This window comes from Streptomyces sp. JLBT605 (assembly GCF_058215555.1).
This window is the reverse complement of the sequence record NZ_CM177087.1, coordinates 399,257-417,253: the sequence shown is the minus strand read 5'-3', so window position 1 is coordinate 417,253 and position 17,997 is coordinate 399,257. Positions and strand designations below refer to the sequence as shown.

Below are 17,997 nucleotides of genomic sequence, written 5' to 3'. Positions count from 1 at the left end.
CCACTCAGCCCTTCCGCTCGGTGCGGGTCCCGTCGGCGGGCCGGACGGGCGGCCGGTCGGCGCCCTGGAAGCCCCCGGTGAACAGCCGCATCCGCTCCAGTACCGCCTCCGCCGTGGGCGCCGGCATCTCGTCGACGATCCGGCCGTCACCGAGGAAGATCACCAGGTCGGAGTGGGCGGCGGCGGAGGGGTCGTGGGTGACCATGACCACCGTCTGCCCCAGCTCGTCCACGGCCGCGCGCAGGAAGGTCAGCACATCCAGTCCGGACCGCGAGTCCAGATTGCCGGTGGGCTCGTCGGCGAAGATCAGCTCCGGACGGGAGGCCAGCGCGCGGGCACAGGCGACACGCTGCTGTTGCCCCCCGGACAGCTGCGCGGGCCGGTGGCTGAGCCGGTCCCGCAGCCCCAGGGTGTCGATGACCCGGTCCAGCCACCCCGGATCCGGCCGGCGGCCCGCGATGTCCATCGGGAGGGTGATGTTCTCCGCCGCGGTGAGCGTCGGCAGCAGGTTGAACGACTGGAAGACGAAACCCACCCGGTCCCGGCGCAGCCGGGTCAGCTCCCGGTCGCTGAGCCCGGTGATCTCGGTCTCGCCCAGCCACACCTTGCCGGCCGAGACCGTGTCGAGCCCGGCCAGGCAGTGCATCAGCGTCGACTTCCCGGAGCCGGAGGGCCCCATGACGGCGGTGAAGCGGCGGCTTTCGATCGCCACATCCACCGCGTCCAGCGCCAGTACGGCCGTCTCACCGGTGCCGTACGCCTTGGTCAGGGCCGCGGCCCGGGCCGCGAACCGCCGCTCCTCGCCGGCCCGGCCGGCCTCCGCCGCCGTCGTGGACAAGGCGCCTCCCGCGTGTGAGCCGGGGGTCCAATGGGTCAAGCCCCCTGGGCGTGTACCAGCGTGTCAGAGCCGAGACTAGGCCGGGGCGGCGCCGATCGGTATCCCCGCGCCCCCCGCGCGTCTTGCCGGTGCTAGCGGTTCCCCGCTAGCTTGGAGGTATGGCGAAGACTCAGCTGAACGTGCGGGTGGATGAGACCACCGCGGAGACCGCGCGGGAGCGGGCCCTCCAGCGGGGGATGAGCGTGAACCGCTACATCGAGGAGCTGGTGCGCAAGGACGCCGGCGAGGTCGGTCAGACCTTCGTCGACGCCGCCGCCGACTTCATGAAGCAGTACCGCGGCGTCTTCGCCGAGGAGTTCGGCCGGCAGGGCGACGCACGCCGTTGACCGTGCGGATCGACCTCGCCTGGCTGCTGATGATCGCCGAGCACAGCACTCCCGGGGATCCCCAGGTCACCGACTACGGCGCCCTGGTGGCCGCGGTGAGCCGCCATGAAGCGGAGATCTTCGGCATCCCCGTCTACCAGGACCCGCAGGCCCGCGCCGCCGCCCTGCTCCAGCTCCTGCTGCGGGTGCCCGCGCTGGAGCGGTCCAACGCCCTGTTCGCCTGCGCCGTGGCGTACGCCTATCTGGTCGCCGGCGGGCTGCGCATCGCCATCTCGCCGGAGCAGGTCCGCGACCTGGCCCGGCTGGTCAAGGACGGCACAGCGGACGTGCGCACCATCGCGGACGAGCTGCGCAGCTGGAGCCCGCCCGACGGCCAGGACGACAACCGGGAGTGAGCCGCCGCCGGGGCGGGCGCGTCCAGGGGAGCAGGCAGCGCGCTCGGGCACGGGCCCGCGCCCACGGCGCGCCGGCAGGACGGATGCCGCGGGCTGCGTGCTCGGGCGAGCGACACGCGCCCAAGGCGCACCTCAGGCGGACAGCCCGGCCTGAAGCGCGCGCCCGTCAGCCGAACAGCGCGGCGAAGCGCTCCGCCTGCCAGCTGCCGCCCAGCGCCGGAGCCAGCCAGCCCGGCGCTGCCGCGCGGAACTCCTCCGGCGGCAGCGCGCCCGCGGCATCCGGCACCGCGCCCAGCAGCGGCGCCCCCGCGTCCTTGGGCAGGTCGGACAGATTGCACCGCACCGCCAGATCCGGCACGGCCGGCCAGCGGCCGATGACCACCCCGGGGCACTCCAGCCCCCGGGCGCGCAACGCCTCCGCCGTCAGCTGGGTCATGTTGAGCGTGCCCAGCCCCGCCTGGGTGACGACGAGAACCGGCGCCCCCAGCAGCCGGGCCGCGTCGGCGAGCGTGGAGCCCTCGTCGTCGAAGCGGACGAGCAGGCCGCCGGCCCCCTCGACCAGCACCAGGTCGTGTTCGGCGGCCAGCCGCTCGGCCTCGGCCGCCACCTGGTCGGGACGCACCGCGGCCAGACCGGCCCGCCGGGCCGCCACGTCCGGGGCCAACGGTTCGGGATAGCGGGCGAGTTCGGACCCGGTCACCGGACCGGCGAGCCGGGCCACCTCCGCGACGTCGCCCGGCTCACCCGCCGCCACCCCGGTCTGCGCGGGCTTGAGCACCGCCACCGACCGGCCGCTCGCCAGCGCGACGGCCGCCAGCGCGGCCGTCACCACCGTCTTGCCGATCTCCGTGTTGGTACCGGTGACCACAAGCACCGACATCTGTCCCGCTCACCCTTCTGCCGTCTTCTTCGGTCTCTTCCGAGCTCTTCTTACGAGGACTTCTTCCGCGGTCTGATTTCCGAGGGGTGCTCAGCCCACCCGGGCCGCGGCGCGCACCGCCGCGCAGATCCGCGCCAGGTCCTGATCGCCCGTCACGAACGGCGGCATGGTGTACAGCAGCTCACCGAACGGCCGGATCCAGACCCCCTCGCGGATCGCCGCCCTCGTCGCGGCGGCCATGTCCGCCGGGTGGTCCAGCTGGACCACGCCGATCGCGCCGAGCACCCGTACGTCCCGCACCCCCGGCAGCCCGGCGGCCTCCGCCAGGCCCTCACGCAGCCCGGCCTCGATCCGCTTGACCTCCTGCTGCCAGTCGTGCGACAGCAGCAGATCGATCGAGGCCAGGGCGACCGCGGTGGCCAACGGGTTGCCCATGAACGTGGGGCCGTGCGCCAGCACCGGCACCTCGCCGCCGGAGATGCCCGCCGCGACCCGCGTCGTGCACAGCGTCGCCCCCAGCGTGAGGTAACCGCCGGTCAGCGCCTTGCCTACGCACATCACATCCGGCGAGACCCCCGCGTGCTCCGCGGCGAACAGCGTGCCGGTGCGCCCGAAGCCGGTGGCGATCTCATCGAAGATCAGCAGCAGGTCGTACTCGTCGCACAGCTCGCGCAGCACCCGCAGGTAGCCGGGGGAGTGGAAGCGCATCCCGCCGGCGTTCTGCACGACCGGTTCCACGATGACCGCGGCCACCTCGTCCGCGTGGCGCGCCATCGTCTCGCGCAGATGCGCCACGTACGCCGGGTCCGGTTCGGCGTCGAAACCGGCCGGCGGCGCGTCCGCGAAGACCTGCTGGGGCAGCGACCCCGCCCACAGCCGGTGCATCCCGCCGTCCGGGTCGCACACCGACATGGGCTGCCAGGTGTCGCCGTGGTAGCCGCCCCGCCAGGTCAGCAGCCGCTGCTTGGCCGGCCGGCCCACCGAGTGCCAGTACTGCTTGCACATCTTCACCGCGACCTCGACCGACACCGATCCGGAGTCGGCGAGGAAGACATGCTGAAGCGGCTCGGGGGTGATCTCCACCAGGCGGGTGGCGAGCCGGATCGCCGGCTCGTGGGTGAGCCCGCCGAACATCACATGGCTCATCCGGTCCAGCTGATGGCGGGCCGCCTCGTTGAGCACCGGGTGGTTGTAGCCGTGCAGGGCCGCCCACCACGACGCCATGCCGTCGATCAGCTCGGTCCGGCCCTCCGCGGGCGCGCCGAGCCGCAGCCGCACGCCCGACGCCGACTCGACCAGCAGCGGCTCCTGGCGACCGGGCATGGGGCCGTACGGATGCCAGACGTGCTGCCGGTCCAGGTCGAGCAGCTCGGCCGGGGTCAGGCGGGTGTCCGGCGACTCAGGCATTGGGCGGCAGCTCCGTGCCCGCGCCCCGCCGGCGCACCGCGACCAGGTCGGTGCGCGGCTCGCCCGCGGCCGCCGGCACCGGCACCGGCTCCTCGGCCACCTCGCCCGCGACCGGCTCACCGGCTCCGCAGGGGCCGTGACCGGTCGCCTCGCCGGCCGCGCCGCCGTCGCCGCACGGACCGCAGCCGCCGTCGCCGTGTCCGCCGCAGCCGGCGGCGGCCAGAGCGTCGGCCCGGTGCGCGGGGAGCGTCGTGGTGTCGGTCCCCTCCACCTCGAATCCGGCGTCGGCGATCATCGCCAGGTCGTCCTTGCCCGCCTGACCCTCACTGGTCAGGTAGTCACCGAGGAAGATCGAGTTGGCCAGGTGCAGCGCCAGCGGCTGCATCGAGCGCAGGTGCACCTCACGCCCGCCGGCGAGCCGCACCTCCACGTCCGGACAGACGAAGCGGACCATGGCGAGAATGCGCAGCGCCCGCTGCGGCGTCAGATTCCACTCCTTGGCCAGCGGAGTGCCCTCGAACGGGATGAGGAAGTTGACCGGCACCGAGTCCGGGTCCAGCTCGCGCAGCGAGAAGACCACGTCCACCAGGTCCTCGTCGCTCTCGCCCATGCCCGCGATCAGCCCGGAGCAGGCCGACATGCCCACCGCCTGCGCCTGCTGCACGGTGTCCACCCGGTCCGCGTAGGTGTGGGTGGTCGTGATGTCCCCGTACGTGGCTTCCGAGGTGTTCAGGTTGTGGTTGTACGCGTCCGCGCCGGCGTTCTTCAGCCGGGCGGCCTGACCGTCGGAGAGCAGCCCCAGGCAGGCGCACACCTCGACGCCCTCGTTCCCCTCCTTGACCGCCGCGATGGTCTTCGCCACCCGGTCCACGTCACGGTCGGTCGGACCGCGACCGCTGGCGACCAGGCACACCCGCTTGGCACCGCCGGCGACCCCCGCTCGCGCCGCGGCCGCCGCCTCCTCGGGCTTCAGCCAGGTGTACTTCAGGATCTCGGCCTTGGAGCCGAGCCGCTGCGAGCAGTACGAGCAGTCCTCGGGGCACAGCCCCGACTTGAGGTTCACCAGATAGTTGAGCTTCACCCGCCGCCCGAACCAGGCTCGGCGTACCTTGCCGGCCGCGGCCACCACATCGAGCAGCTCGTCGTCGGACGTCGCCAGTACGGCGAGCGCCTCCTCGCGGGTCGGCGATTCGCGCCGCAGCCCCTTCTCCACCAGCGTGTTCAGCAGGTCCATGGCGCTGATCCTGTCCTACCGGACCGCCCTCGGCCAAGGAGAGATCGCACAACGACCCGCGATCGAGGTGTGTGTATTGCCACACCCTGACCGACGCGAGGGAGGGTTAACTTCTAGCCAATGCATACAAGGGGCCGCCCGTGGGCCCCGCCGTGCATCCAAGGGGGTCCGGGCGACGGGCCCGTGGCGAGACGCAGACGAAGGACGGCCCATGCCCCAGCAGCGCCCGGACGGCCCGTTCGACTGGATCGACGCGGAGCGCGAGCACCGCAGGCGCGCCGGTCTCGTCCGTCGCCTGCAACCCCGCCCGGCCGACTCGCCGCTGCTGGACCTGGCGTGCAACGACTATCTGGGCCTGGCCCGGCAGCCCGAGGTCACCGCGGCGGCGGCCGCCGCCGCCAACCGCTGGGGAGCTGGCGCCACCGGCTCCCGGCTGGTCACCGGCAGCACCGAGCTGCACGCCGAACTGGAAGCGGAGCTGGCCGACTTCTGCGGTTTCGAAGCCGCCCTGGTGCTCTCCTCCGGCTACGCCGCCAACCTCGCCGCCGTCACCGCGCTGAGCACCCGCGGCGGCCTGGTCGTCTCGGACGCGGGCAATCACGCCTCGCTCATCGACGGCTGCCGGCTCTCCCGCGCGGAGACCGCCGTGGTGCCGCACGCCGACCCCGACGCGGTCCGCAAGGCGCTCGACGGACACTCCGGCCCCGCGCTCGCCGTCACCGACTCGGTGTTCTCCGTCGACGGCGACGCCGCCCCGCTGGCCGGACTGCTCGACGCCTGCCGCGACGGCGGGGCCGGGCTGCTGGTCGACGACGCGCACGGACTCGGCGTGCTCGGCGACGGCGGCCGCGGCGCCGTGCACGCCGCCGGGCTCTCCGGCGCGCCGGAGGTCGTCGCCACCGTCACCCTGTCGAAGTCGCTGGGCAGCCAGGGCGGCGCGGTGCTCGGCCCCGCCCGGGTCATCGAGCACCTGGTCAACACGGCCCGTACCTTCATCTTCGACACCGGGCTCAACCCGGCCGCGGTCGGCGCGGCGCTCGCCGCGACGCGCCTGCTGCGCCGGGAGCCGGAGCGCGCCGGCCGGGCGCGCGCGGTGGCGACCGCGCTGTACGAAGGGCTGACCGCCGCCGGGCTGACCGCGGTGCGGCCCGACGCCGCGGTGGTCTCGGTCCGCGCCCCCTCACCGGAGGCGGCGGTGCGCTGGGCGGCGGACTGCCGGGCGGCCGGGCTGCTGGTCGGCTGCTTCCGGCCGCCGTCCGTCCCGGACGGGATATCGCGGCTGCGGCTGACCGCGCGCGCGGACCTGACGGACCAGCAGGTCGACCAGGCTCTAGCGGTGGTCTCGCGGACCGCGCCGGCCGCCGCCTCCGACCTCCGGTAACCACCGCCGGCGGGGCGGGGTCGGCGATCCCGCCGCCGGATCCGTCTCCGGTCGCCGCATCCACTCCGCTGTAGCAGAGATCACCGCTTCGGGCGACGGATATCCGCATATCGGGGTCGGCCGCCCCCGGCACCGGCAGCATCAATGGCACTCTGGCGCATACAGCCGTCCGGGGACCGCTGACGATTCCGCCGACTCCGCCGCCCCAGGCACCGCATCGCAGACCGGTCCCGGTGGGAAAGGGAACAGGGTCGCCATGGCAGACCACCAGGAAGCATCCGTCACTCTGCCGAGCGCGCCCGCCTCGGTCACCACGGCGCGCAGCTATGTGACCGGCGTCCTCGCCGACTGGGGGCTGCCGGCCGGTGCGGAGGCCGCCGACACCGTCCGGCTGATCGTCTCCGAGCTCGCCACCAACGCCGTGCAGCACACCTTCGGCACATCACCCACCTTCACCGTCCACGTCCACCTCGACCGCGCCGAGCAACTGCGCATCGGGGTCACCGACAGCCACCCCAGGTGGCCGCGGCGGCTTCCGGCGGCCGTGCAACAGGACAACGGCCGGGGGCTGGTCATCATCCGCAGCCTCACCGCCGAGTCGGGGGGCCGGCTGTTCGTCACCCCGACCCCGGAGGGCGGCAAGACGGTGTGGATCACGCTGCCCTGGGGCGCGCCGGTGAGCTGAACCCCGCGGTGCGGGCGCGGCGGTCAGGGCGTGCGCCGGGACCGGGGGCGCTTGTGGCGCGGCATCATCCAGCGGGGCAGCGCCCCCCACAGCCCGGCGCACACCAGGAAGGTGCCCGAGGCGGCACCGATCGCCGCGCCCCGGCCCAGCGCCACGTCCACCACGAGCAGCACGGACGCGGTGAACGCCAGCACCAGCACCACCAGCCCCAGGCTGGCCAGCCGGGATGACATATCGACAAGCCGACGCTTGACGTGCTTGCGGAAGAGCGCGCGGTGCAGCGCTGCCGGGGCGGTGAACAACGCGGCCGCCAGCATGGACAGCAGCAGCGCGGTCACGTACATGCCGCGCTGTGTGTCGGACAGCTCCGGGAAGCGGGGCATGAAAGCCAGGGTCAGCAGGAAGGCGAAGAGGATCTGCACCCCGGTCTGGGTGACCCGCAGCTCCTGCAGCAGCTCCGCGAAGTTCCGGTCGTCGCGCTCGACAGGTGTCTCATGGCGAGGGGTGCGAGGCACGTCATCCACCATACGGCGGCCCGGCCGGTCATGAGCGGTGACCGCCGGATCACTCCCGGTCGCCGCGGACCGGTGGGCCGTTCGCCCAGGTCGAGGCGGGGGCGGTCACAGGACGCGCTGGACGGTTCCCTCGGTGGTCCGGGCCTGCGCCAGCCCCCGGATGCGCTCGAAGACCCGGCCGGCGTGCGGGGTGATCAGGTAGTGCGGCATGTCGCCGCGCTCGATGACCCCGTACGGGCCGGTTCCCCGCAGATACGAGGAGTAGAGGATCAGCCCGTTCGGCTCGCGCATGTCCACCGTCAGCGCCGAGAAGCCGGGGAACGCGTCCGTCTGATAGACCCGCAGGCCCTCCGCCTCCGCGCGGTAGCGCTCCTTGAAGCGGCCCAGCCGCTCCAGCGAGTCCTTGATCTTCCGGGTCATGTCCTCCTGATGCTGACGTGCCAGGGTGGCCGCCGCGTCGGAGACGGGATCCAGCAGGTAGCAGCGGTAGATCCCGCCCCGCCGCAGGAAGCCTAGGACGGCGTCGCGGTAGTGGGCCGGGCGCTCGGTGGTCACCAGCCGGCTGGAGGCGGCGCGCAGTGCGGTGCCCATGTCCAGCACCTCGCTGGTCGCCGCGTCCACCATCCGCGCCTTCTCCACCGAGCTGGGCCGCTCCGGGTAGGCGTGCAGCGTCATCCCGCCGGTCAGGCCGCGGCCGGCCAGCCACGCCTTGCGGGCCGCGCCCGGCCCGCCGTCGGCGGCCAGCAGGTAGACCTGCTTGCCCTCATGGCTGCCGACCGGCTCGAACAGCTCCGCGTACGGGCCCGCGGTCCGGTAGACGTCCTCCGAGACGGCCACGCAGTCCCGCGGGGTGGCCCGCTCCAGATGAGCCGCCAGGTTGATGTCGGGGGAGTGGATGGCACCGGTCCGCCCGGAGCCGGTGTGCCGGATCGTCCCCTTGTGCACGGCGATCCGCAGGTGCAGCTCGCCGTGGACGCCGGCCCGGGCGAACTCCTCGCGCAGGTGCGGCAGATCGAGCGTGGCCACGGTGCGCGCCGTCTCCAGGGCGACGTCCCGCGCCACGCTCTCGCTGTCGTCATGGATGGCGAAGAAACCCCCGTCGCCCCGCCAGGACCACAGGTCGCCGCGCGCACAGCGGTGCCGGCCGGCCAGTTGCTCGATCCGCGTCCGGATCCGGTCCCGCAGCAGGTCGAAGGCGTGGGCCGCCTGGTCGCGCGGGTTGGCCAGGACGATCGAGGAGTACCCGGCGGTGTCGACGAAGAGCAGGTACACGTGCTCGTAGGTGCGGTCGGACTGGAACTGCTCGCTCATGGTGAGGCCCCCCAGCTGTGTCCGGACCGTCCATGATGCCCGCGCACCCCGCACGGCGGCACCGGTCCGGCACGCGCGCGAAGGGCCGGCGGCGCTCAAGGGGGTGTCCGAAGCGCCTTTGCCGGGCACACCGCTCAGCGCACTCGTCCGTACCACACGTACCTGGTCCAGATCCGCTCCAGCCGGACCACCGACCCGGTCTTGGGGGAGTGCCAGATCCGGCCATGGCCGGCGTAGATGCCCACGTGGTAGACGTAGCCGCCGGTGTGGAAGAAGACCAGGTCGCCCCGGCGCCGCGCGGACGCCCGGATGTGCCGGGTGTGGTTGTACTGGGCGGCCGCGGTGCGCGGCAGCCGTTTCCCGGCCCGTTTGAACGAGTAGAGCGTCAGCCCCGAGCAGTCGAACCGGTGCGGCCCGATGGCCCCCCACTGGTAGGGGGCGCCCTTCTTCGAGGCGGCGATCCGCAGTGCGCGGACCGAGATGGTCGCGGCTTCGGCCTCGGTCGGCAGCGCCGGGAGCAGCAGGGCGCCGATTGCCGCCGCGGTGAGCGCGGAGGCGGTGCCGACCCGGCCGGGTCTGGCGGGTACCTCTGTGCGCGCAGTCATGCGCACCCCTTCGTCCGCTGCCTGTGAAGGGAGTCCTGTCGGGTTCGGGCAGGCGAAGAATGCCCGGCCGCCGCGGCGGCTTCACCCCAAGGGGCCACCCGTTCCGCACGGGCGGGCCCCGAACTGCCTGGGTCCTCCACTCCCGCCGGTCCGCGATGTCGACCAGGGCCCGGGCGGCGGCGGGACTCGGCATCCGACCGGGCTGCCTCACCGCTGTGGCGAGGTCTTGTCGTCAACGGATCGTCACGCACGACCCGGCGGAAACCGAGACGAAACGACGGTATGTGATGTTCGTCACATACAGGCTATTTGGGTGGATACTGGACATCGGCGGGTCTCGTCATCGCCGATGGAGGGCCTGTACCTGCGGCGAAGCCCGTTGTCCGGCGCGCCGGTCGTCCTCGGCGTGCAACTCGGGTGGAACGCGCCGAACCGGTCGTTCTGCGCCGATCAGCGGACCCCGATCGGAGGACGGCGCGCGTGTCGCGGCACCGGGGCCCGCCCGGAGGTGACGCTGCCCGCGCCGCCCACGGCCCGGACGCCGGCGATCGGCGTCCGGGCCGCGTAAGGTGACGGCGCGTCCGGAGTGTGCCAGGAGTGCGTCAGGAGCTGAGCTGCCAGATCGCGTGGGCGATCGCGTCGCTGTTCCGGTCCAGCGCCGTCTCGTCGATGTTCGACGCGGAGTCGCAGGAGCGGTGGTAGCAGGGGTCGAAGGCCTTGCCGGCGGTGCCGCCCCAGTTCTTCGCCTGCTCCTCGGTCTTGATGTAGTCGGCACCGGAGAAGAGGCCGCCGACCCGGACGCCCCGCTCCTTGAAGGGGGCGTGGTCCGAGCGGCCGTCGCCCTCGGTCTCCTTCTCGGTGGCGATGTTCTTCGCCGCGTACCAGTCGGTGAAGACCTTCTCCAGCTCCGTGTCGTCGTCGTACACGAAGTAGCCGGGGTTGGGCGAGCCGATCATGTCGAAGTTCAGATACGAGTCGATCTTCGACAGTTCGTCGTCGCCGAGGCTGTCCACGTAGTGGGAGGAGCCGACCATGCCGTCCTCCTCGTCGCCCCACCAGGCGAAGCGCAGATGCTTGGTGGGCTTGAGGTCGGCCTTGGCGACGGCGAGCGCGGTCTGCAGGATCCCGGCCGAGCCGGAGCCGTTGTCGTTGATGCCGGGCCCGGAGTCGACCGAGTCCAGGTGCGAGCCGGCCATCACGACCTGGTCCGCGCTGCCGCCGGGCCAGTCCGCGATCAGGTTGTAGCCGGTGGCGCCGCCGCTGCTGAACTCCTGGACGCTGGTGGTGAATCCGGCCGCGTCCAGCTTGCCCTTGATGTAGTCGATCGACGCCTTGTAGCCGGGCGTGCCGTGCGCCCGTATGCCGTTGTTGGCGTCGGCTATCTTCTGCAGCTCCTCCAGGTCGGCCTTGACGGCCGCGACGTCGATATCGGGGGCCGCCGTGGCGGTGGGAGGGGTCGCCTGGGCTCCGGCGGCGCCGCTGAGCAGCACGGAGGCGAGTGCGGTGCAGGTTCCGGCCGCGAGCGCAGCACGGCGCCATGGTGCAATTCGGGACACAGTAGGGCTCCGTTGATGTGGGGGGTTGGAGCGGAAATGCATATTGATGCGTTCATGAGGATTGACGCTTCAACAGGTGATCGTCAAGAGCGAATATCGGACTGCCGGCCCCGGGAACCGGTGCGAGCGGGCCGCGGCGCCGCGCGGCGGCCCGCCATGGAAGGGCAAAGGCGCAGTTAACGCGTTGGAAAAGCTTCCGCTCTAATCTGCAATACCTCGCGGTACGGGACGCAACCGCAGGTCAACCACGTGTGGACGTCGGTTAGGGTCCCGCTCCATCGGCAGCAGTGACGACGGTGAGGTGGGAATCGTGCAACTGACCCCGCACGAACAGGAACGGTTGCTCATTCACGTGGCCGCCGACGTGGCCGAGAAGCGGCGAGCCCGCGGAGTCCGTCTCAACCACCCCGAAGCCATCGCGCTGATCACCTCGCACATCCTCGAAGGCGCCCGCGACGGCCGCACCGTCGCCGAGCTGATGTCCTCCGGGCGCAAGGTCCTCACCCGCGACGAGGTGATGGAGGGCATCCCCGAGATGATCCACGACGTCCAGGTGGAAGCCACCTTCCCCGACGGCACCAAGCTCGTCACCGTCCACGAGCCCATCGGCTGACCGGAGGACCCGACCATGATCCCCGGAGAGATCCTCCACGCCGACGAGCCGGTGCGGCTCAACGAAGGGCGCGCCGTCATCCGGCTGACCGTGCTCAACCCGGCCGACCGGCCGGTGCAGGTCGGCTCGCACTACCACTTCGCCGAGGCCAACCCAGGGCTCGACTTCGACCGCGCCGCCGCCCACGGCCGCCGGCTGCACATCGCCGCCGGCACCGCCGTGCGCTTCGAACCGGGCATCCCCACCGAGGTGTCGCTGGTCCCGATCGCGGGCGGACGCGTGGTGCCCGGACTGCGCGGCGAGACCGCGGGGCCCCTGGACGCGGACGAGCGAGGTGCCCGGTGACCGCGATGAGCCGCGCCGACTACGCGGCGCTCTTCGGCCCCACGACCGGCGACCGGATCCGGCTGGCCGACACCGATCTGCTGATCGAGATCGAGGAGGACCGCTGCGGCGGCCCCGGCCGGGCAGGCGACGAGGCGGTCTTCGGCGGCGGCAAGGTGATCCGCGAGTCCATGGGCCAGGCCCGCACCACCCGCGCCGAGGGGGCACCCGACACGGTGATCACCGGCGCGGTGGTCCTCGACCACTGGGGCGTCGTCAAGGCCGACATCGGCCTGCGCGACGGCCGGATCACCGGGATCGGGAAGGCCGGCAACCCCGACACCATGGACGGCGTCCACCCCGATCTCGTCATCGGGCCGGAGACCGAGATCATCGCCGGCAACGGCAGGATCCTCACCGCCGGTGCCATCGACGCCCATGTGCACTTCATCTGCCCGCAGATCGCCGACGAGGCGCTGTCGGCGGGCATCACCACCCTGGTCGGCGGCGGCACCGGACCGGCCGAGGGCAGCAAGGCCACCACCATCACCCCCGGATCCTGGCACCTTGCCCGGATGTTCGAGGCGATGGAGGCCTACCCGCTCAACATCGGCCTGCTGGGCAAGGGCAACACCGTCTCCACCGAGGCGATGTACGCGCAACTGCGCGGCGGGGCCGTCGGGTTCAAGATCCACGAGGACTGGGGCGCGACCCCGGCCGCCATCGACGCCTGCCTGACCGTCTGCGACGCCACCGGCGCCCAGCTCGCCATCCACACCGACACCCTCAACGAGGCGGGCTTCGTCCAGGACACCCTGGCCGCCATCGCCGGGCGCACCATCCACGCCTACCACACCGAGGGTGCCGGCGGCGGCCACGCACCCGACATCATCAGCGTGGTCTCCCAGCCGCACGTGCTGCCCAGCTCCACCAATCCCACCCGGCCGCACACCGTCAACACCGTCGAGGAGCACCTCGACATGCTGATGGTCTGCCACCACCTCAACCCGGCCGTCCCCGAGGACCTGGCCTTCGCCGAATCCCGGATCCGGCCCAGCACCATCGCGGCCGAGGACATCCTGCACGACCTCGGCGCGATCTCCATCATCTCCTCCGACTCCCAGGCCATGGGGCGGGTCGGCGAGGTCGTCCTGCGCACCTGGCAGACCGCGCACGTGATGAAGCGGCGGCGCGGCGCCCTGCCCGGCGACGGGCCCGCCGACAATCTGCGCGCCCGTCGCTATGTCGCCAAATACACCATCAATCCGGCCGTGGCCCAGGGCCTGGACCAGGAGATCGGCTCGGTGGAGAGCGGCAAACTCGCCGACCTGGTGCTGTGGGACCCGGCGTTCTTCGGCGTCCGACCGCACCTGGTCATCAAGGGCGGCCAGATCGCCTACGCGCAGATGGGCGACGCCAACGCCTCCATCCCCACCCCGCAGCCGGTGCTGCCACGGCCGATGTTCGGCGGCGTCGGCCGCGCACCGGCGGCCACCTCGCTCAACTTCGTCACCGGCACCGCGCTGGACGACGGGCTGCCCGGGCGCCTCGGACTCGGCAAGCGGTTCACCGCGATCCGCGGCACCCGCCAGGTCACCAAGGCCGAGATGCGGGAGAACGACGCCCTGCCGCGGGTCGAGGTCGACCCCGACTCCTTCACCGTCACCATCGACGGCGTACCGGTGGAACCGGCTCCGGCTGCCGAACTCCCCATGGCCCAACGCTACTTCCTCTTCTGAGCCCGGCCATGGACGACGAGCTCACCGCACCCTCGCCCGGCAGTCGTGGCCGGACCGGCGGCGCCGCCGCGCGCGCCGCCCTGCTGGTGCTCGCCGACGGCAGATTCCCGGCCGGCGGCCACGCCCACTCCGGCGGGGCGGAGGCCGCCGTCGCCTCCGGGCGGGTCCATGACGCCCGCACGTTGGAGGAGTTCTGCCGCGGCCGGCTGCACACCGCCGGACTCACCGCGGCCGGACTCGCCGCCGCGGCCGCCGCCGGCCTCGACCCGCTGCTGCTCGACGAGGCCGCCGACGCCCGCACCCCCGCCCCCGCGCTGCGTGCCACCGCCCGCCGGCTCGGCCGCCAGCTGACCCGCGCGGTACGCGCCGGCTGGCCGTCCCCGGCACTGGACGCGCTCGCCGCCGCCCGGCCACGCGGCGCCCACCAGCCCGTCGTCCTCGGCCTCGCCGCGCGCGCCGCGGGCCTGGGGCCGCTGGACGCCGCACACCTGGCCGCGTACGAATCGGTGAGCGGCCCGGCGACCGCCGTGGTCCGCCTGCTGAGCCTGGACCCCTTCGACGCCACCGCGGTCCTCGCCCGCCTCGCCGGCGAACTCGACCAGGTGGCGGAGCGGGGAGCCGACGCCGCCCGGCGGGCGCTGCGCGAAGGACCGGAGGCGCTGCCCGCCGCCTCCGCACCGCTGCTGGACATCACCGCGGAACAGCACGCCGGCTGGTCCGTACGCCTCTTCGCCTCGTGACCGAGCCCCCGACCGACCGATCCCCGCAAGCCCCCACACCGCACCGGAGCCGTCATGCACCTCGATCACCCGGAGACCTACCCGCACCGGCACAGCTACAGCGCCGCCGACGTCCGGCGCCCGGACGGCAGCCGGCGCGCGCTCCGCATCGGCCTGGGCGGACCGGTCGGCTCCGGCAAGACCGCCACCGTGGCCGCGCTGTGCCGGGCGCTCCGCGACCACCTGCGCATCGCGGTGGTCACCAACGACATCTACACCCGCGAGGACGCCGAATTCCTGCTGCGCAACGCCGTCCTGCCACCCGAGCGCATCACCGCCGTCGAGACCGGCGCCTGCCCGCACACCGCCATCCGTGACGACATCTCCGCCAACCTGGAGGCCGTGGAGGACCTGGAGGACAGCGTCGGGCCGCTGGACCTGGTCCTCGTCGAGTCCGGCGGGGACAACCTGACCGCCACCTTCTCCAAGGGGCTGGTGGACGCCCAGATCTTCGTCATCGACGTCGCGGGCGGCGACGACATCCCGCGCAAGGGCGGCCCCGGCGTGACCACCGCCGACCTGCTCGTCGTCAACAAGACCGACCTGGCGCCGTATGTCGGGTCCGACCTGGAGCGGATGGCGCGCGACGCCGAGGCGCAGCGCGGCCCGCTGCCCGTCGCGTTCACCTCCCTGGTCGCCGAGGACGGAGTGCGCCCGGTGGCGGAGTGGGTGCGCGAGCGGCTCGCGGACTGGGCGGGCCGGGCCGCATGAGCGGCCCCGCGCACACCGTGCCACGCTCCCCGGCCAGGCCCACCCCGCACGGACGGCACCGGCCCGCGCCGCCCGGCCGCCACCCCGGCGCCCCACCCTCGCCGCACCCGCCCGCGGGGGTCACCGCCGCGGCCCGGATCACCGCCGTGCCGGACGGACGCGGCTCCACCGCGCTGCCCGTCCTGGACGGCCAGGGCCCTTTCGCGCTGCGGCGGCTCGGCGGCCGCGGCCCCGAGGCCCGGGTGGCCCTGGTCGGCGCCATGAGCGCCCCGCTGGGCGGCGACCGGCTCTCCCTGACCGCGCAGGTCGCGGACGGCGCCGCGCTGCGCTTCTCCACCACCGCGGCCACCATCGCGCTGCCCGGACGGACCGCCGCACCCGCCCACTACGACACCCGTCTCGAGGTCGGCGCCGACGCCACGCTGCGCTGGCTGCCGGAGCCGCTGATCTGCGCCTTCGGCAGCGATCTGCGGCAGAGCTGCCGGGTCGACCTGGCCGCCACCGCCCGCCTGCTGCTCCGCGAGGAGCAGGTCCTGGGCCGTGCCGGGGAGGCGCCGGGGGCGCTCACCACCCGGCTCACCGTCCACCGGGACGGACGGCCACTTCTGGACCAGGAGTTGCGCTTCGGGCCGGGCGCTCCGGGCTGGGACGGCGGCGCGGTCCTCGGCGGCCACCGGGCGGTCGGCCAACTGCTCCTCGTCGACCCCGGCTTCGCCACCCGGCCGCCCCGGCTCGGGCCGCTCGGCGAGACCGCGGTCGCCACCCAACTCGCCGGACCCGCGGTGCTCGTCACCGCCGTCGCACAGAACGCGCTCCACCTGCGCGGATTGTTCGACGAAGCCGTCCAGCTCACGGGTTGGTAAAAAAACACCGGCTTGACCTGTACCGATGGGTGAGACAGGAGCGAGGATCCTTCTGCCACTCAGACCACCGCCGTCACAAGCGGCGGACCACAGCAGGGGGAGTTACCTACGTGAGACGCAAAGCCATCATCGGCGCGGCCGGTGGCGTCGCCGCCGGAGCACTCATAGCCGGGGCGCTGGCCGTGCCCTCGGCCAGCGCCGGTCAGCAGCGCACGCCCGGCGGCTCCGCCGAGGCCCGCGGCGTGAAGATCGCCGCGGAGCGTGCCGCCAAGGCGGGCATCGACTGGAAGGACTGCCCCGCCGACTGGGGCATCGAGAAGCCCATCACCTGCGGCTTCGTCACTGTCCCGCTCGACTACGCCAAGCCGAACGGCCGTCAGATCAAGATCGCGGTCGACCGGATCGGCAACACCGGCACGCCCCAGGAGCGCCAGGGCGCCCTGATCTACAACCCCGGCGGCCCCGGCGGCTCGGGAATGCGCTTCCCCAAGCGGGTCACCACCAAGAACCCGCTGTGGACCAAGACGTCCAAGGCGTACGACTTCGTCGGCTTCGACCCGCGCGGCGTCGGCCACTCCACCCCGATCTCCTGCGTGGACCCGCAGGAGTTCGTCAAGGCCCCGAAGCTCGACCCGGTGCCGGACAGCGAGGCCGACAAGCGCGTCCAGCGCAAGCTGGCCCGCGCCTACGCGGACGGCTGCAAGAAGCGCAGCGGCTGGATGCTGCCGCACATGACCACGCCGAACACCGCTCGCGACATCGATGTGATCCGCGCCGCGCTCGGTGAGAAGAAGCTCAACTACCTCGGTGTCTCCTACGGCACCTACCTCGGTGGTGTCTACGCGACGCTCTTCCCGACGCACGTGCGCCGCATGATCGTCGACAGCGTGGTCAACCCGGCGCAGGAGAAGATCTGGTACCAGGCCAACCTGGACCAGGACGTCGCCTTCGAGATGCGCTGGAACGACTGGAAGGCGTGGGTGGCGAAGAACGACGCCGCCTACCACATCGGCGACACGCCGCAGAAGGTGCAGAAGCAGTGGGAGACCCTGCGCGCCACCGCCAAGAAGAAGCCGATCGGCGGCGTCGTGGGCCCGGCCGAGCTCCTTGGCTTCTTCCAGAGCGCCCCGTACTACGACTCGGCGTGGACCGAGGTCGCCGGGGCGTGGAGCTCCTACCTCGCCGGTGACGAGAAGCCGCTGATCGAGGCCGCCGCGCCGGACATGTCCGACAAGGCGGGCAACATCGCCTCGGAGAACAGCAACGCCGTCTACACCGCGGTGGAGTGCGCCGACGCCCAGTGGCCGACCAGCTGGAGCAAGTGGAACCGGGACAACACCCGGCTGCACAAGGACTACCCGTTCCTGACCTGGTCCAACGCCTGGATGAACCTGCCGTGCGCCACCTGGGGCGCGCCGCAGCAGACCCCGATCGAGGTCGGCGCGGACAAGGGCCTGCCGAAGACGCTGATCGTGCAGAGCACCCGTGACGCCGCGACCCCCTACGACGGCGCCGTCGAGCTGCACAAGCGCCTCAAGGGCTCGCGCCTGATCACCGAGAAGGACGCCGGTTCGCACGGTGTCACCGGTCTGGTGAACCCCTGCATCAACGACCGGGTGGACGCCTACCTGCTCAAGGGCACGGTGGACGCCAAGGACGTGACGTGCACCCCGCACGCCACGCCGCAGCCCGAGAAGAAGTGACACCCGGGCAGTGACACCCAGGTGACACCCGGGCTGTGACACCGCGGCGACCCCGCCGCACACGCCTCGCGC

19 protein-coding genes are annotated in these 17,997 nt (G+C 72.8%); 11 read left to right on the top strand and 8 right to left on the bottom strand.

Annotation, left to right across the window (positions count from 1 at the left end; all coding sequences use genetic code 11):
• Nucleotides 1-4 precede the first annotated feature (4 nt).
• Nucleotides 5-838, bottom strand: a complete 834-nt coding sequence (locus AC4BDD_RS02120; RefSeq protein WP_490689235.1) for an ABC transporter ATP-binding protein — start codon at nucleotides 836-838, stop codon at nucleotides 5-7.
• A 158-nt stretch (nucleotides 839-996) separates the two neighbouring features.
• Here AC4BDD_RS02120 and AC4BDD_RS02115 point away from each other — a divergent pair, with 158 nt between their 5' ends.
• Nucleotides 997-1,224, top strand: a complete 228-nt coding sequence (locus AC4BDD_RS02115) for an antitoxin (RefSeq protein ID WP_490689234.1) — start codon at nucleotides 997-999, stop codon at nucleotides 1,222-1,224.
• Nucleotides 1,221-1,619 (top strand): fic family toxin-antitoxin system, toxin component, encoded by a 399-nt coding sequence (locus AC4BDD_RS02110; RefSeq protein WP_490689233.1) that lies wholly within the window; start codon nucleotides 1,221-1,223, stop codon nucleotides 1,617-1,619. Before AC4BDD_RS02115 ends, AC4BDD_RS02110 begins: the two co-directional genes overlap by 4 nt.
• Before the next feature lie 166 nt (nucleotides 1,620-1,785).
• Here the strand turns inward: AC4BDD_RS02110 and bioD are convergent, their stop codons facing one another.
• The 3 genes from bioD to bioB all read right to left on the bottom strand — a co-directional run bounded on the left by bioD (nucleotide 1,786) and on the right by bioB (nucleotide 5,140).
• Nucleotides 1,786-2,499: a dethiobiotin synthase gene (bioD, locus tag AC4BDD_RS02105; protein WP_490689232.1), complete on the bottom strand. Its 714-nt coding sequence runs from the start codon at nucleotides 2,497-2,499 to the stop codon at nucleotides 1,786-1,788.
• 90 nt (nucleotides 2,500-2,589) lie between these two features.
• Nucleotides 2,590-3,906, bottom strand: coding sequence for an adenosylmethionine--8-amino-7-oxononanoate transaminase (locus tag AC4BDD_RS02100; RefSeq protein ID WP_490689231.1), 1,317 nt, complete (start codon nucleotides 3,904-3,906; stop codon nucleotides 2,590-2,592).
• A complete protein-coding gene (gene bioB, locus AC4BDD_RS02095) occupies nucleotides 3,899-5,140 on the bottom strand; it encodes a biotin synthase BioB (RefSeq protein ID WP_490689230.1) in 1,242 nt (413 codons plus the stop codon). Before bioB ends, AC4BDD_RS02100 begins: the two co-directional genes overlap by 8 nt.
• Nucleotides 5,141-5,351: 211 nt before the next feature.
• Between bioB and AC4BDD_RS02090 the strand changes: the two genes are divergently transcribed.
• Nucleotides 5,352-6,521, top strand: a complete 1,170-nt coding sequence (locus AC4BDD_RS02090; RefSeq protein ID WP_490689229.1) for an 8-amino-7-oxononanoate synthase — start codon at nucleotides 5,352-5,354, stop codon at nucleotides 6,519-6,521.
• A 256-nt stretch (nucleotides 6,522-6,777) separates the two neighbouring features.
• Nucleotides 6,778-7,206: an ATP-binding protein gene (locus AC4BDD_RS02085; RefSeq protein ID WP_490689228.1), complete on the top strand. Its 429-nt coding sequence runs from the start codon at nucleotides 6,778-6,780 to the stop codon at nucleotides 7,204-7,206.
• A gap of 23 nt (nucleotides 7,207-7,229) precedes the next feature.
• On the opposite strand, the gene AC4BDD_RS02080 is transcribed toward AC4BDD_RS02085, so the two are convergent.
• From AC4BDD_RS02080 to AC4BDD_RS02065, 4 genes are all read right to left on the bottom strand, one after another.
• Entirely contained in the window at nucleotides 7,230-7,733 is a 504-nt protein-coding gene (locus tag AC4BDD_RS02080) for a DUF6328 family protein (protein WP_490689227.1), read from the bottom strand.
• Between the two features lie 93 nt (nucleotides 7,734-7,826).
• Nucleotides 7,827-9,032 carry a nucleotidyl cyclase domain-containing protein gene (locus AC4BDD_RS02075; RefSeq protein WP_490689226.1) on the bottom strand — a complete coding sequence of 402 codons (1,206 nt, stop codon included), beginning with the start codon at nucleotides 9,030-9,032 and terminating at the stop codon, nucleotides 7,827-7,829.
• 134 nt (nucleotides 9,033-9,166) lie between these two features.
• A complete protein-coding gene (locus tag AC4BDD_RS02070; protein WP_490689225.1) occupies nucleotides 9,167-9,637 on the bottom strand; it encodes a C40 family peptidase in 471 nt (156 codons plus the stop codon).
• Between the two features lie 602 nt (nucleotides 9,638-10,239).
• Nucleotides 10,240-11,193: a M28 family metallopeptidase gene (locus AC4BDD_RS02065; RefSeq protein ID WP_490689224.1), complete on the bottom strand. Its 954-nt coding sequence runs from the start codon at nucleotides 11,191-11,193 to the stop codon at nucleotides 10,240-10,242.
• Between the two features lie 310 nt (nucleotides 11,194-11,503).
• Between AC4BDD_RS02065 and AC4BDD_RS02060 the strand changes: the two genes are divergently transcribed.
• The 7 genes from AC4BDD_RS02060 (at nucleotide 11,504) to AC4BDD_RS02030 (ending at nucleotide 17,925) form a co-directional block, all read left to right on the top strand.
• Entirely contained in the window at nucleotides 11,504-11,806 is a 303-nt protein-coding gene (locus AC4BDD_RS02060; protein ID WP_490689223.1) for an urease subunit gamma, read from the top strand.
• A 15-nt stretch (nucleotides 11,807-11,821) separates the two neighbouring features.
• Nucleotides 11,822-12,151: an urease subunit beta gene (locus tag AC4BDD_RS02055; protein ID WP_490689222.1), complete on the top strand. Its 330-nt coding sequence runs from the start codon at nucleotides 11,822-11,824 to the stop codon at nucleotides 12,149-12,151.
• 5 nt (nucleotides 12,152-12,156) lie between these two features.
• On the top strand, nucleotides 12,157-13,869 hold the full coding sequence (locus AC4BDD_RS02050) for an urease subunit alpha (protein WP_490691621.1): 1,713 nt from the start codon (nucleotides 12,157-12,159) through the stop codon (nucleotides 13,867-13,869).
• Between the two features lie 8 nt (nucleotides 13,870-13,877).
• A complete protein-coding gene (locus tag AC4BDD_RS02045) occupies nucleotides 13,878-14,609 on the top strand; it encodes an urease accessory protein UreF (RefSeq protein ID WP_490689221.1) in 732 nt (243 codons plus the stop codon).
• Nucleotides 14,610-14,663: 54 nt separating this feature from the next.
• Complete coding sequence (gene ureG / locus AC4BDD_RS02040) at nucleotides 14,664-15,359, top strand: urease accessory protein UreG (RefSeq protein ID WP_490689220.1); 696 nt, start codon at nucleotides 14,664-14,666, stop codon at nucleotides 15,357-15,359.
• Entirely contained in the window at nucleotides 15,356-16,222 is an 867-nt protein-coding gene (locus AC4BDD_RS02035) for an urease accessory protein UreD (RefSeq protein ID WP_490689219.1), read from the top strand. Before ureG ends, AC4BDD_RS02035 begins: the two co-directional genes overlap by 4 nt.
• A gap of 125 nt (nucleotides 16,223-16,347) precedes the next feature.
• Nucleotides 16,348-17,925 carry an alpha/beta hydrolase gene (locus AC4BDD_RS02030; protein ID WP_490691620.1) on the top strand — a complete coding sequence of 526 codons (1,578 nt, stop codon included), beginning with the start codon at nucleotides 16,348-16,350 and terminating at the stop codon, nucleotides 17,923-17,925.
• The last annotated feature ends 72 nt before the right edge of the window (nucleotides 17,926-17,997 follow it).